This window comes from Elioraea sp. (genome assembly GCF_022842375.1).
In the GTDB taxonomy this organism is placed as follows: Bacteria; Pseudomonadota; Alphaproteobacteria; order Acetobacterales; family Acetobacteraceae; genus Elioraea_A.
The window spans coordinates 1-13,321 of sequence record NZ_JALHPR010000053.1; the positions used below are offsets into that span (position 1 = coordinate 1).

General features: G+C 69.1%; 12 protein-coding genes and 1 pseudogene. 7 read left to right on the forward strand and 6 right to left on the reverse strand.

Features of this window, described 5'->3' with window-relative positions:
* From Q0C38_RS22395 to Q0C38_RS22405, 3 genes are all read left to right on the forward strand, one after another.
* On the forward strand, positions 1-420 hold a 420-nt coding region (locus tag Q0C38_RS22395; protein ID WP_291299362.1), incomplete at its 5' end, for a cupin domain-containing protein.
* Between the two features lie 201 nt (positions 421-621).
* The gene (locus tag Q0C38_RS22400) at positions 622-1,170 is read left to right on the forward strand and encodes a carboxymuconolactone decarboxylase family protein (RefSeq protein WP_291299363.1); all 549 of its coding nucleotides are present in this window, start codon (positions 622-624) and stop codon (positions 1,168-1,170) included.
* 14 nt (positions 1,171-1,184) lie between these two features.
* On the forward strand, positions 1,185-2,711 hold the full coding sequence (locus tag Q0C38_RS22405; RefSeq protein WP_291299364.1) for a M81 family metallopeptidase: 1,527 nt from the start codon (positions 1,185-1,187) through the stop codon (positions 2,709-2,711).
* A gap of 177 nt (positions 2,712-2,888) precedes the next feature.
* Here Q0C38_RS22405 and Q0C38_RS22410 read toward each other — a convergent pair whose 3' ends face one another.
* Complete coding sequence (locus tag Q0C38_RS22410) at positions 2,889-3,944, reverse strand: 2OG-Fe(II) oxygenase (RefSeq protein WP_291299365.1); 1,056 nt, start codon at positions 3,942-3,944, stop codon at positions 2,889-2,891.
* A 195-nt stretch (positions 3,945-4,139) separates the two neighbouring features.
* Here Q0C38_RS22410 and Q0C38_RS22415 point away from each other — a divergent pair, with 195 nt between their 5' ends.
* Genes Q0C38_RS22415 through Q0C38_RS22425 form a run of 3 tightly spaced genes read left to right on the forward strand, consistent with a single transcriptional unit; the run spans position 4,140 to position 5,578 of the window.
* Positions 4,140-4,568 carry a GNAT family N-acetyltransferase gene (locus Q0C38_RS22415; protein WP_291299366.1) on the forward strand — a complete coding sequence of 143 codons (429 nt, stop codon included), beginning with the start codon at positions 4,140-4,142 and terminating at the stop codon, positions 4,566-4,568.
* A gap of 48 nt (positions 4,569-4,616) precedes the next feature.
* Positions 4,617-5,213 (forward strand): Panacea domain-containing protein, encoded by a 597-nt coding sequence (locus Q0C38_RS22420; RefSeq protein ID WP_291299367.1) that lies wholly within the window; start codon positions 4,617-4,619, stop codon positions 5,211-5,213.
* The gene (locus Q0C38_RS22425) at positions 5,213-5,578 is read left to right on the forward strand and encodes a hypothetical protein (RefSeq protein ID WP_291299368.1); all 366 of its coding nucleotides are present in this window, start codon (positions 5,213-5,215) and stop codon (positions 5,576-5,578) included. The genes Q0C38_RS22420 and Q0C38_RS22425 overlap by 1 nt, the downstream gene beginning before the upstream one ends.
* Before the next feature lie 469 nt (positions 5,579-6,047).
* Here the strand turns inward: Q0C38_RS22425 and Q0C38_RS22430 are convergent, their stop codons facing one another.
* From Q0C38_RS22430 to Q0C38_RS22450, 5 genes and pseudogenes are all read right to left on the reverse strand, one after another.
* Entirely contained in the window at positions 6,048-6,485 is a 438-nt protein-coding gene (locus tag Q0C38_RS22430; RefSeq protein ID WP_291299369.1) for a hypothetical protein, read from the reverse strand.
* Positions 6,482-7,792: pseudogene (locus Q0C38_RS22435) on the reverse strand (acetate/propionate family kinase). The gene Q0C38_RS22430 and the pseudogene Q0C38_RS22435 overlap by 4 nt, the downstream one beginning before the upstream one ends.
* Positions 7,695-8,474, reverse strand: a complete 780-nt coding sequence (gene fabI, locus Q0C38_RS22440) for an enoyl-ACP reductase FabI (RefSeq protein WP_291299370.1) — start codon at positions 8,472-8,474, stop codon at positions 7,695-7,697. The pseudogene Q0C38_RS22435 and the gene fabI overlap by 98 nt, the downstream one beginning before the upstream one ends.
* A gap of 223 nt (positions 8,475-8,697) precedes the next feature.
* Positions 8,698-9,660 (reverse strand): phosphate acetyltransferase, encoded by a 963-nt coding sequence (locus Q0C38_RS22445; protein ID WP_291299371.1) that lies wholly within the window; start codon positions 9,658-9,660, stop codon positions 8,698-8,700.
* Entirely contained in the window at positions 9,653-11,896 is a 2,244-nt protein-coding gene (locus Q0C38_RS22450; protein ID WP_291299372.1) for a DUF3141 domain-containing protein, read from the reverse strand. The genes Q0C38_RS22445 and Q0C38_RS22450 overlap by 8 nt, the downstream gene beginning before the upstream one ends.
* Positions 11,897-12,290: 394 nt before the next feature.
* Here Q0C38_RS22450 and ppk2 point away from each other — a divergent pair, with 394 nt between their 5' ends.
* On the forward strand, positions 12,291-13,088 hold the full coding sequence (gene ppk2, locus Q0C38_RS22455) for a polyphosphate kinase 2 (protein WP_291299373.1): 798 nt from the start codon (positions 12,291-12,293) through the stop codon (positions 13,086-13,088).
* The last annotated feature ends 233 nt before the right edge of the window (positions 13,089-13,321 follow it).

Below are 13,321 nucleotides of genomic sequence, written 5' to 3' on the forward strand. Positions count from 1 at the left end.
CAGCCGCATGGGCAGGCGACGCGCCGCCCCGGCTTCGAGTGGGCGCCGCCGCCGTTGTTGCGGCACCTCGGGTCCGCTGCGGCCTGGCGGCGCGCCGTAGGCGGCTTCGAGGAGATCCGACTCGGCCTCCCGGGCGACACGCACCGCGTGTCGCTGCTGCGCCTGGCGCCCGGCCGTGGCCTGCCGATTCATCGCCATTCAGGCACCGAGTACACGGTGGTCCTGCAGGGCGGCTATACCGATTCGACGGGCAACTACGGTGTCGGCGACTTTGCCGTCGGCCCGGGACCCGAGCAGCACGAGCCGATCGCCGATCCGGGCGACCCCTGCATCGCACTGATCGTCCTCGAGAAGCCGATCGTGCTCACCGGCCCCATCGGCCGCTGGCTCAATCCGCTGGTGAGGCGCGGACTGATCTGACAAGGTCGCCCTCGTTCGCCTCCCCACGCTTCGCGTGGGGAGGTGTCCGCGTAATCGCGGGCGGAGGGGTCATGAGCCACGGCACCGTTGCCTTTGTGACTCATGACCCCTCCGTCGGCGTATGACCCTTCGGCTTCGCTCAGGGCAGGCGCGGACACCTCCCCAAGCGAAGCTTGGGGAGGGGAAATCGGAGGGGAGATCATGTCGCGCATTCCGTACTACGACGTCGAGAAGGCCGAGGGCCGGCACGCCGAGTTCCTGCACAAGCTCGGGCCGCACCTCAACATCTACCGCATGCTGGCCAACTCGGAGAGCGGCATCAAAGGATTTACGCGCATGGGCAATGCGCTGCTGCACCGCTGTGAGCTCGATGCCCGGCTGCGCGAGCTCGCGATCCTGCGCGTCGGCCGCCTGAGCCGCGCCGCCTACGAGGTGTTCCAGCACGAGCGCATCGCCCGCGAGGTCGGCGTTCCCGAGGACAAGATCGCCGCCCTGCGCGACGCCACCATCGAGGCGCCGGCCTTCACGGACAACGACAAGGCCGTGCTGCGCTACACCGACGACGTCGTGCGCAACGTGCGCGCCTCCGACCGCACCCTGAAGCCGGTCGCGGCCCTGCTCTCGCCCGGTGCGCTGGTCGAGCTGACGCTCACCATCGGCTACTACATGATGGTCTGCCGCTTCCTCGAATCGATGGGCGTCGATGGCGAGGAAGGCCAGGCCGAATGGCTCAAGACGGCGAAGCTGTAGGCGAGGGACCGACGATGGCGTACCGGGTCCTGATCGCGCAGTTCATGCACGAGACCAACACCTTCTCGATGCTGCCGACCACGCTCGACGACTACCGCAAGCGTTGGCTGATCGAGGGCGAGGCGATGGTGCCGCACTTCGCCGGCACACGGAACGAGATCGGCGGCTACATCGATGCGGCGAAGGAATACGGCTGGCAGCCGGTGTGGGGCGGCGCGGCCAACGCCACGCCCTCGGGCAAGCTGACGCGGGAATGCTGGGAGACCATCCGCGATCGCATCGTCGGCGTGGCGCGCGCGGCGGGCAGGCTCGACGGCGTCTGCCTGTCGCTGCACGGCGCGATGGTGAGCGAGACCGAGGACGATGCCGAGGGCGCGCTGCTCGAGCTGCTGCGCGGCGTCGTCGGGCCCGACGTGCCGATCGCCACCACGCTCGACCTGCACGCCAACGCGACCGGGCGCATGGCGGGCAACGCCAATGCGCTGGTGAGCTACCGCACCTATCCGCACATCGACGGCTACGAGCGTGCCACGCAGGCAGCAGCGCTGGTTCAGCAGGCAATGGACGGCAAGCGGAAGCCGCGCTGCCTGCTGGTGCAGCCCGCCATGCTGGAAGGCGCCGAGCACGGCCGCACCACGAAGCCGGGCCTGATGCTCGATCTGCTGGCCAAGGCCGACCGGTTCGAGCAGCAGCCCGGCATCGACGTCGTCAGCATCCAGGCGGGCTTCACCTGGGCCGACATTCCCTATACCGGCCCGTCGATCGCCGTCACCCACGAGCCAGGCAGCGAGGCCCGCGCCCGCGCCATCGCCCACGAGCTGATCGACGACATGTGGCGCCGCCGCGAGGAAGGGGCGGTGAAGGACTACCGCTCGATCGCCGACGGCATCGCCGCCGCGCGCGCCGGCGCCGGCCATCGAGGCGCGGGCAAGCAGGGTCCGCTGGTGATCGCCGACGGCACCGACAATCCCGGGGGCGGTGGCTACAACGACACCACGCCGGTGCTGCAGGCACTCCTGGACGCCGGGATCGGGAACGTGGCGTTCGGCACGATCTACGATCCGGCGACGGTGCAGCAGGCCGTGCAGGCGGGCGTCGGCGCGGAGATCGACGTCAGCCTGGGCGGCCGTACCGACCCGACGATGGGCGCCCCCGTGAAGGCCCGCGCCCTGGTAAGGCTGCTGTCCGATGGCGTCTTCAAGAACGACGGCCCGATGAACGCCGGCGTCGAGACCGTCATGGGGCCGACCGCGGTGCTGCGTATCGGCGGCATCGACGTGGTCACGATCTCGCGCCGCATCCAGACCATCGACCTGCAGGTCTTCCTCAGCCAGGGCATCGACCCGACGGCGAAGAGCGTCGTGGTGGTGAAGAGCGTCCAGCACTTCCGCGCCGCCTACGGCCCGATCGCCCGCGAGGTCATGGTGGTCGATTCCGGCGGCATCTGCTCGCCCGACCTCGGTCGCCTGAAATTCACCCGCCTGCGCCGCCCCATCTGGCCGCTCGACGGCGTCAACGACCCGCTGCCGGCGAGGGCGTGAACGCGGCGCCTTTTCAATCGATGGATTCTCTTGTCGTCCTGAGCGCAGCGAAGGACCTGATTGCCGCCGGCCACAAGAGTGCTTTGGACCTTCTGGCGATGAGATCCTTCGCTGCGCTCAGGATGACATGAAAGGCTCAGGAAGACATGAGGGTGAAGGATGGTCGGAGAGGGCGGCCTACTTCTGCCGGAAGAATGTCGTCAGCACGAAGCGGCGACCGCGGGTCACCGGCAGGACCTGGTGCAGCAGGGAGCAGGAGAACACGGCGGCGGCGCCGAGCGGCGGGCTGACGCGCACGGCGGCGTACTCCGGGAAGATCAGCTCGCCGCCCTCGAAATCGTCGTTGAGGTTCAGCGACACGGCGAACGCACGGTCGGCCGTCGTCGGCGCGCCGTTGTCGCGATGGGCGCCGAAGAAATGCCTGCCCTCGGCCGAGTAGGACAGCACGACATGCGAGTCGAAGGTGAATTGCCGGTCGAAGGCGAACACCTTGGTGAGCTCGGGGCCGATGCGGTAGGCCAAGCGATCTGAGATCGCCTTCAGCATCATCGGCTCGACGATGGTGTAGTCCTCGGTGCGCTTCAGCTCGGCCACGTTGACATTGCCGTAGCGGCTCGACACGCCGCTGTCGGCGTGATCGCCCTTGCTCCACAGGCGGATCACCTGGGTGCAGAACTCCGGCTCGAACACGCGTGGCAGGACGAGCACCGGCGCCATCGGCGTCTGGAGAAGCTGGCCGGCGCCGCCGTCGGCGCGCACCGAGCGGGCGAGCGCTGCCATCGCCTCGTTCGCCGCCACGAGGGCGCGGCCGTCGAAGGTCGCGGCCACGCGCTGGTTCGGATCGAGCACGATCACGCGCAGCCGCAGCAGGCCGCCGCCGCCGAAGCCGAGCCCGCCGCTGCCCTGTGCCAGCAGGGCGGGCAGGAACTTGCGCTCGGCGTCGCAGAGCAGGAGCGGCGCGTCGCGCTCGCCTTGCGCCAGCCGGGCCCACGCCGCCGCCGCATTGTCCACGCTGTTGCCCGCGACCACGACCGGCACGACCGCCGACAGCGCGCAGGTGGTGCAGAGCGCCGCGAGCTGCCCGGCGTCGAGGCTGGCAACGTCCTCGACGGCGATCAGGCAGACCGGCGCACCGGTGAACGACCAGACGAACTTGCGCAGCTTTCCGTCCAGGCCCGGCAGCGCGAAGTCGGGAAGGCGATCGCCGGGACGCAACGTGAGCTGGATGGCCATCAGCGTCCTGTGGCCGCCGGCCGATATCCTGTCAAGACGGCGCGGCGTCTCGATGAATGGGCCACGCCGGTCGACGAAGTCGGCCTCGGGCACCTTTTCTGGAGGCTCAATGCGATCGGCCGCCTTGCGTTGCCTCGCGAAGGCCGATGGCGGGAGGGGATGTCGCGGACGGGATCCTGGCGCTATAGGAGCGGCATGATTCGCAAGGCAACGATCGCGGATGCGCCGCGCATCACGGAGGTGCGCCAGGCCGTGCGCGAGAACCGGCTGTCGCCGGGGAGCGTTCCGCGGGTAGCGGACACGGCGCGCTGGCTCTACGACAACGGCACCTTCTGGGTGTGGGAGCAGGATGGCGCGGTGCAGGGCTTCTCTGCCGCCGACCCGCGCGACGGCACGATCTTCGCGCTGTTCGTCCATCCCGACTACGAGGGCCGCGGTATCGGCCGCGCGCTGCTGCCGCTCGCCTGCGAGGATCTGCGGCGAGCCGGTCACGCGGTCGCGAGGCTCACCACGGAGCCCGGCAGCCGCGCCGAGCGATTCTATCGCCTGAACGGCTGGACCGACAAAGGCCAGGAGAAAGACGAGGTCGTCTTCGAGCGGCCGCTGAGCCCCGCTTGGACCTAGCCCACCTTGTGCAGCTATAGTTGCGGCTGAAGGAAGGAGACTATCGGCATGCCGGATGGGCCGTTGGCGAAGCCTTCTATGCTTCGATTTCGCGTGAACTACGACAAGTGCATTCAGGGCATTGCGCTTCTCGCGGCAACTCAGCCGCGCATCACGCAGTACTACATCGGCAAGGTGTTCTTCTTCGCCGACAAGGAGCATCTGCTCGATTGGGGCAGGCCGATCTCGGGCGACGAATACGTCGCCCTGGAGCATGGGCCGGTGCCGTCCGTCATATACGACATGCTCAAGGCCGATGCGGGCCTGCCCGATGCGGTGAACGAGGAGCTCGCCCAGTGGGTCACCATCACCTCGAACGGCAACAAGCGCGAGGTGACCGTCGGCGAGAAGCAGTGCCGCGCGGACTATCCAGCACTCTCCGAAGGCGAGAAGGCCGCTTTGCTGGGTGCGCTCGCGACCTACGGCAAAATGCCGTTCGACAAGATTCGCGACATAGCACATGAGGAGCCGGCCTTTCGCGAGGCTTGGGAGTCCGGGTTGCACAACCCCATCATGGATTACGAGAAGCTCGTTCCGAGCACCTTCGAGAATCGCTCGGCGTTCGTGGAGGAGCTGAGGGAGCGCGCCGCCTTCGAGCTCGCCTGATGCAGACGTGGGAAATCGTGCGGGTCTTCACCGCCATCCCGCGCCAACCCCACGACAAGCTCTGCATCTGCATCGATCCGGGCAAGGCGGAGGTGTTCTTCATCAACTCCGAGCCGCCGAGAGCCCGCCGGGCGCGCCTGCACGCGGTCGAGGTATCGCGCCATGAATGCCACGTCGTCTCGCACTCGTCCTACATCGACACGACGGATGCGGTCCCCATGCCGACCCACGAATGGGTGGCAGCGCTGGCCGATTCGAACAGGCACTTGGGCCGCCTGTCGCCCACGCTGATAGCCCGCATCCAGCAAGCGATCAGAGGCCACACGCAGCTCACCGCGCATCAGCGACGGTTGCTGGGCGTCTGATCGGGGACCACCAAGAACGCGGTCGAACCTGTAGGGGCTGCTCGACCGATGTCCTGTGCCGGCCGTCATCGAGCTGTGGAGACCCTCCTCGCCCTGATCGGCATGGCACGTCCGCGAGAGAGGCGTTGCACCGGCCCACGACCATCGACTCGACGAACCGGGCGAATTGCTCGTTGAACGGCGCGGCCGCTGCCTCGTTTGCGCCCCAGGTGCAAACTACTTTCGGAGCCTCGGTGCGTGGGTGGTGGCAGCCGATGAGGCTCCGCCGAGGTGTGGGAAGCGGAAGCGGCGAGGCCGGCGTGGGAACCGGCCTCCCGCCTTCCGGTTCAGCGCGCGCTCGTCGTGTAAGTGGCGAGCGTGCGAGGGAGCACCGACCGCGCCCCGAACCGGCATGTCGCCGCCGCGGTGCGGCGCCGGAGCGATCCTTCGGCCGGCGCGCAGGCCTGCCCGTCGGCTGAAGAAACCCGCGTCACCCCCAGCTCAAGGTCACGCCGACGTCGCCCAGGATGCCGCCGGGATAGTCGATGATCTCGTAGCGGATGTGATAGCCGCGCGGCTGGAGCTGGCGCTTCCAGAACTCGAAGATTTCCTTGGGGACTCCGGTGAGGGTGTTCTCCCAGCCCGGCTCGGCCTGGTTGATGGCGCGCCCGTTGTCGGTGCACAGGGTGTGGGGGAAGCGATACACCTGCACCGAGGTGAGGCCGTTCTCGACCGCACGGTTGACGATGATGGACGCCTTCTCGACGATCTCGTCGTCGCTCAGGCCGGACGGCCTGGTCATCCGGTCCAGCAGCTCGCGCTTCTCGTGCTCGGCCGCCTCGTGCGCCTTCAGCGCCGCCGACGCCTTCGCCGACTCGGCGAGCGCGATCTTCTGCTGCAGCTCCTTGACGGTGAGAATCTTGGTCATGCCTGCTCTCCCTTCTGCTTCACGGCCGCGCTGGTGTAGCGGGCGATCATTCGTTCCTCGTCGGTCGGCACGACCAGCACCGGCCGCGTCCCCGCGGCACTGATGCGGCGCTGGCCGTTGCCGGCTTCGTTCAGCGCCGGGTCGAGCGCGAAGCCCAGCCAGGCGCAGCCGCGGACCACCTCGGCCCGGGTGGCGGGGTCATTCTCGCCGATGCCAGCGGTAAAGACGAGGGCGTCGATGCCGCCCAGCGCCGCCGCCAGCGAGCCGATCTCGCGCACGATCCGATAGACGAACAGCTCGATCGCATGTGCCGCCGCGGGCTCGCCCGACCGGCGCAGCGTGCGCATGTCCGAGGCGATGCCCGACACGCCGAGCAGGCCCGACCGGCGATAGAGCAGGTCCTCCAGGCGCTTGGCGTCGTAGCCGTGCTCGGCCATCAGTTAGAGCAGCACGCCGGGATCGAGCGTGCCGCTGCGCGTGCCCATCATCAGGCCGTCGACCGCGGTGAACCCCATGGTGCTGGCGACGCTGCGGCCGCCCTGCACGGCGCACAGGCTGGCGCCGTTGCCGAGATGGGCGATGACCAGCCGCTGCCCGGCCAGGCCGGGCTCGCTCTCCGCGAGGCGCGTCACGACGTAGTCGTAGGAGAGACCATGGAAGCCGTAGCGCCGCACGCCTTCGTCGGTGAGCGCGCGCGGCAGGCCGAATTCGTGGGCGAGCGCGGGCTGGCTGCGGTGGAAGGCGGTGTCGAAGCAGGCGATCTGCGGCAGGTGCGGAGCCTCCCGGGCGATCACCTCGATCGGCGCCAGGTTGTGCGGCTGGTGCAGCGGGGCGAGCGGCACCAGCCGCTCGAGCTCGGCCAGCACGCCGGCATCGAGGCGGGTCGGCCGGGCGAACTTGACGCCGCCATGGACCACGCGATGGCCGAACGCCGCGACCCTGCGGCCGGCCAGCAACCCGTGTCCCAGCGCGAGAATCTCGGCCGTGGCGGCACGATGGTCGAGCGCGCCCTCGGGCCAGTCGCGTTCGGCGACGGTCCTGCCCGTCCGGTCGGACGCCGCGAGCCGCGCCGCGCCGCCCAGCCGCTCGACCTGGCCGTGGAACAGCAGCGCGCCGTCCGCGCCCGCCTCGTAGAGCGCGAACTTGATGCTCGACGAGCCGGCGTTGAGGACGGCGACGCAGCCGGGATCTGCCTCCGGGGCCGGCACGTCAGGCCACGATGTTGGCGCCGCCGTCGACGTAGACGGTGCCGCCGGTGATGCGGTGGGCGAACGGCGTCGCGAGATAGGCGCAGGTCCAGCCGACATCCATGATGTCGACCAGCTCGCCGAGCGGGGCCTTGTGCGCGGCCTCGTTCAGCAGCAGCTCGAAATCCTTGAGCCCGGAGGCGGCGCGCGTCTTCAGCGGGCCGGGCGAGATGGCGTGCACGCGAATGCCGCGCGGCCCCAGCTCGTAGGCGAGGTAGCGGCACGACGCCTCGAGCGCCGCCTTGACCGGGCCCATGACGTTGTAGTTCGGCACCACGCGATTGGCGCCGTAGTAGCTCATGGCGAACATCGTGCCGCCGTCCTTCATCAGCGGCGCGGCGAGCCGCGCCATGCGCACGAAGGAGTGGCAGGAGACGTCCATCGCCCTGGCGAAGCCCTCGGCCGAGCAATCGAGCAGGCCGCCGCGCAGGTCCTCGAGCGGGGCGAAGGCGATGGAGTGCACCAGGATGTCGAGCTTGCCCCAGCGCTGCCCGATCTCGGCGAACACCGCCTCGAGCTGGCCGGGCTGGGAGACGTCGAGCGGCAGCGCGATCGGCGCCTCCAGCGCCGTGGCGAGCGGCTCCACGTAGGGGCGGGCCTTGGCGTTGAGCCAGGTGACGGCGAGCTCGGCGCCGGCCTCGCGGAACGCGCGGGCGCAGCCGTAGGCGATCGACTGGTCGTTGGCGATGCCGACGACCAGGGCCTTCTGGCCCTGGAGGACGGGGCGGATGGGTTCGGTCACGATTCCCTCGGGGTTCTTGCCTGTGTGTCGTCCTGTCCGGAGCAGGGCGTTCGACTATCCATTTACGCCGTCATCCCGAGCGGAGCCGCCCGGAGGGTGGCGTAGTCGAGGGACCTTTCTTCGCCGCAGCAAGAAAGGTCCCTCGACTGCGCCTCGCTGCGCTCGGCTCCGCTCGGGATGACGGCGTAAATGGATAGGCGAACACCCTGCTGTCCAGATGGCCTCACGCGAGTGCCGCCGCGGCGCTGGCACGCCTCGCCGCGGCGACCAGGACGCTGACGGCGCACGAGGCCAGTCGCGTCGTCAGCGAATCGGCGCGGCTGGTCAGGATGATGGGCACGCGTGCGCCCAGCACCACGCCGGCGGCGTCGGCGCCGGCCAGGAAGGACAGGCTCTTGGCCAGCATGTTGCCGGCCTCGAGGTCGGGCACGACCAGCACGTTGGCGCGGCCGGCCACCGGGGAAGCGATGTTCTTGATGGCGGCGGCTTCCAGGCTGATCGCGTTGTCGAGCGCCAGCGGGCCGTCGAGCACGGCGCCGGTGATCTGGCCGCGGTCGGCCATCTTGCACAGCGCTGCCGCCTCGATGGTCGATGGCACCCGCGGGTTGACCGTCTCCATGGCGGAGAGGATGGCGACGCGCACCTCGCCGACGCCCAGCGCCTGCGCCAGATCGATGGCGTTCTGCACGATGTCGATCTTGTCCTCGAGGTTCGGCGCGATGTTCACCGCGGCGTCGGTGATGATCAGCGCCTCGGGATGGCTCGGCACGTCCATCACGAAGCAGTGGCTGATGCGGCGCGCCGTGCGGATGCCGCTGTCGCGCGACACCACCGCGGCCATCAGCTCGTCGGTGTGCAGGCTGCCCTTCATCAGCGCCTCGGCGCGGCCGCTGCGCACCAGCTCGACGGCCTTGGCCGCCGAATCGTGGCTGTGCAGCGAGGCGACCAGCTCGAACGGGCTGATGTCGAAGCCGTGGCGCGACGCGACGTCGACGATGCGCGCCGGCGGGCCGACGAGGATCGGCCTCAGGAGGCCGAGCCGCGCGCCCTCGACGGCGCTCTCGAGCGAGACGGCGTCGCAGGGATGACAGACGGCGGTCGGCATCGGCTCGTGCTTGCGTGCGACCTCGATCAGGCGGTCGTACTTGGCGTGGGCGCGCGGCGGCGGGGCTGAGGTGTCAGGCATCCGGGGAGGGTACTCCGAACAGCGCGGCGATGCGGCGCAATCGTTTCCGACCTTCCTCCGGCGGCGGGCCGCTCGCATGCAGCACGTCGTGGATCGCCTGCCAGCCCTTGTGGCGCAGCGCCGCGTCGTCGGGCAGCAGGCGCGGGATCGCCGCGACGGCGCGCTCCTCGTCGAGGCGCAGCAGCAGGAACTGGTCGCGGAACAGCGCCTTGACCTCGCCGGCGCCCAGCCGGCGATTGGCCGGCTGCAGCTTGCGCAGCGCCTGCAGCACGCTGAAGCCGCGCTCGTCGACGGTCTTCTGCGGCAGGCGGACATGGATCACGGCGCGCGCCACCGCCTCGGGCAGCCCGCCGACCTCGAAGCGGGTGGCGAGCTCGGCCTCGGCATGGGCCGCCGTCGCCTCGCGCGCCAGATCGCGCTCGATGCGGCGGTGCGGCTGGCTGGAGCCGTTGGGGGCGGCGAGACCGACCATCGCCTGCAGCCACGGCGAGCCGTAGGCGGTGACGAACGCCGCCTCGGTCATGGCGTCGCGCGCCACGCGATAGCCCTCCCACCAGGTGGTGATCATGCTGGACGCCATCTGCTCCATCGCGAGCAGCGGGTTGTCGGCCGCGACCGGCTTGCGATCGGCCCGCACGCTCTCGGCCAGCGCCGCGACGGGCGCCATCGCCGGGTTCTGGTCGGAGAACATCGCGAAGCGCAGCCGGTTGGGATGCGTCTGGCGCGCCATGTCGGCCGACCGCAGGCCCGCGATCGCCTGCACCGCCGGCCGCGCGAAGGCCGCGTAGAGGCCGTGATTGATCTCCGAGACGCGCGCCACGGTGGCGAAGCGCTGTGTATCCTCGGCGTCGTTGTTGCCGAGCGCGCGGATGTCGTCGAGCGAGCGCGCCTCCAGCCGGAACAGGTACCTGCCGTGGATCAGCTCGGGATGGACGGTCCCGTCGTCGACCTCGGTGATGACCGCCTCGTAGAGGCCGGGCGGCAGCAGATCGATCATCTCCATGCAGGAGGCGAGCTCGGCATGCTCGCGCGTCGCCACCTTGCCGGAGACGAAGATGCCGAGATGTCCGATCGACTGGCGCAGCGTGTAGACGATGGTCTGGCCGTTGGTGACGATCTCCGCATCCTCCTCGTAGAGGTCGGTGATCCAGCCCAGCGCCTGCTGCGGCGGCGTGATGTTGTCGCCGTGCGAGCACAGCACGATGATCGGCGAGCGGATGTTGCGCAGGTCGACGCGGCGGCCGTCCGAGGTATGGATCTCGCCCGACGTGAGCTTGTTGCCGACGAACAAATTGTCGGCGATCCACTGCATCTCCTTGGCGTTCAGCAGCACCGGGCTGCCCCACCAGGTCTCGAACTCGAGGAAGCGCGACGCCTCGGTGTCGACCTTGGAATAGAGGCCGTAGGGCTTCTGCCAATATGTGTTGGCCGGGTTCAGCGCCTCGAAGTTGGCGACCAGGTTGGCGCCGTCGAAGATGCCGTGGCCGAGGTCGCCCGACAGGGCGGTGAGCCACGTGCCGCCCATGGTCCCGCCGAGGTAGCGCATGGGGTTGGCCCCGCGCACGCCCGCCCAGTAGGAGAGCGGCGAGCCGGCGAGCAGGATCGGGCCGAACAGATCGGGCCGGATCGCCGCGGTCATCATGATCTGCCAGCCGGCCTGGCAGTTGCCCACCGTGACCGGCTTGCCGTCGGCGTCGGGATGCAGGCGGGCGACGACCTCCAGGAAATGCGCTTCCGCCGTGCACACATCCTCGATGGTCTGCTCGGGCTGCGGCTCGGGCAGGAAGCCGACGAAGTAGCAGGCATGGCCGGCGGCGAGCGCCACGCCGATCTCGCTGTCGTGCTTCATGCCGCCGATGCCCGGTCCATGCCCGGCGCGCGGATCGACGACCACGAAGGGTCGCTTGCCGGGATCGATCCGGGTGCCTTCCGGCGGCACGATGCGCACCAGCATGTAGTTGACCGGCCGCGGCAGGGTGCGGCCGTCGACCACCAGCTCGAAGGCGAAACCCAGCACGTGCGGGGCGTCCGCCTTGCTGCGCTCGAGCGACGTGTTGCCGCGCTGGCGCAGCGTATCGAGGGTCAGGATGGTGCGCTGCCACGCGTCGATCCAGTAATCCTGGGCGAAGGTCAGGCCCCAGCCCGCGGAGATCTGGCTGGCGGGCATCTGGCTGGCGGACGGGTGGCGGGCGGGCGTCTGGTCGACCGGCGTCTGGCTGTGCGGGTCCGCTGGCATGGTGCACTCCCGAGCTCGAGGAAGAATCTGAGGGATCGGATAGGCGATTGGTGGCCGCCCGCCTTGCGCTGGGTCAAACGCTCCGGCCACGCTCCGGTTACATTTAGGGAGCTTCGTTACGATTGCGTGATGTCTCGCAGGCGATCAGACTTCTATGTGAAAGCTGCGGCGTGGTCACGGTGCGTTTTCCTCCCCCTGACCGGGGGAGGTGCCCCGTCATGCGGGGCGGAGGCGGGGACCCGGACGAGATCCATGAGAGGCCGACGTCGGAACTCCATGAATCTCGCGTGAGGCCTGCCCCTTCCGCCCCGCATGACGGGGGACCTCCCCCGATGACCGGGGAGGGACACGGGACATGTGCCCACCGCGCAAGGCGTTCAAGGGGAGACACGACATGGCCAACGACGCTCCGGAGAAGATGAAGCGCAAGCAGTACGAGAAGGAGCTTCACAAGCTCCAGATCGAGCTGTGCCACCTGCAGGAATGGCTGAAGGAATCGCAGGAACGCGTCGTCATCATCTTCGAGGGGCGGGACGCCGCCGGCAAGGGCGGCACCATCAAGGCGCTGACCGAGCGGGTGAGCCCGCGCTCCTTCCGCGTCGAGGCGCTGCCCGCGCCGTCGAGCCGCGAGAAGACGCAGATGTTCATGCAGCGCTACATCGAGCGCATGCCGGCCGGCGGCGAGATCGTGATCTACGACCGCAGCTGGTACAATCGCGCCGGCGTCGAGTACGTCATGGGCTTCTGCACCAAGGAGCAGCACCGGCGCTTCCTCGAGATCTGCCCGGTGGTCGAGAAGTTCCTGATCGACGGCGGCACGCGCCTGATCAAGCTGTGGCTCGAGGTCGGCCAGGAGGAGCAGGAGCGCCGCTTCAGGGCGCGCATCGAGGATCCCCTGCGCCAGTGGAAGCTCTCCGACATGGACCTCGCCTCCTACAAGCGTTGGTACGACTACTCGAAGGCGCGCGACATGATGTTCGAGCACACCGACACGCCGGACTCGCCCTGGCACATCGTGCATTCCGACGACAAGAAGCGCGCCCGGCTGAATGCCATCTCGCACATCCTGTCGAGGATTCCCTACAAGAAGGTGAAGCACGCCGATGTCGAGCTGCCCGACCGCTCGACCAAGAAGGAGTACGACGACCACGCGAGCATCGCGGAACGGAGGCGGGTGGAGGTGCGGTACTGAGCGGGAGCCCCATCAGGCGCCGACTTCGATGGAAGAGCGCGTCATGCGCTGGGAGCGCGCCACTCCTGTGGCGCTGACGTAACTTTGGCTGGTCCGGCAAAGTCCTCATCCTGAGGAGACCCCCAGCACGCCGGCGCGCACCACGATGCTGAGAAAATGGTGGCGCTGCGAGAGGGAAGCTCATGGCTGGGAGCGCGCCACTCCAGTGGCGCTCTTCTTGTGATTACACATCC

Bases quoted from the DNA above. Each gene is read 5' to 3' on its own strand.
- Q0C38_RS22400 (WP_291299363.1), top strand. From the start codon at position 622: ATGTCGCGCATTCCGTACTACGACGTCGAGAAGGCCGAGGGCCGGCAC.
- Q0C38_RS22405 (WP_291299364.1), top strand. From the start codon at position 1,185: ATGGCGTACCGGGTCCTGATCGCGCAGTTCATGCACGAGACCAACACC.
- Q0C38_RS22410 (WP_291299365.1), bottom strand. From the start codon at position 3,944: ATGGCCATCCAGCTCACGTTGCGTCCCGGCGATCGCCTTCCCGACTTC.
- Q0C38_RS22415 (WP_291299366.1), top strand. From the start codon at position 4,140: ATGATTCGCAAGGCAACGATCGCGGATGCGCCGCGCATCACGGAGGTG.
- Q0C38_RS22420 (WP_291299367.1), top strand. From the start codon at position 4,617: ATGCCGGATGGGCCGTTGGCGAAGCCTTCTATGCTTCGATTTCGCGTG.
- Q0C38_RS22425 (WP_291299368.1), top strand. From the start codon at position 5,213: ATGCAGACGTGGGAAATCGTGCGGGTCTTCACCGCCATCCCGCGCCAA.
- Q0C38_RS22430 (WP_291299369.1), bottom strand. From the start codon at position 6,485: ATGACCAAGATTCTCACCGTCAAGGAGCTGCAGCAGAAGATCGCGCTC.
- Q0C38_RS22445 (WP_291299371.1), bottom strand. From the start codon at position 9,660: ATGCCTGACACCTCAGCCCCGCCGCCGCGCGCCCACGCCAAGTACGAC.
- Q0C38_RS22450 (WP_291299372.1), bottom strand. From the start codon at position 11,896: ATGCCAGCGGACCCGCACAGCCAGACGCCGGTCGACCAGACGCCCGCC.
- ppk2 (WP_291299373.1), top strand. From the start codon at position 12,291: ATGGCCAACGACGCTCCGGAGAAGATGAAGCGCAAGCAGTACGAGAAG.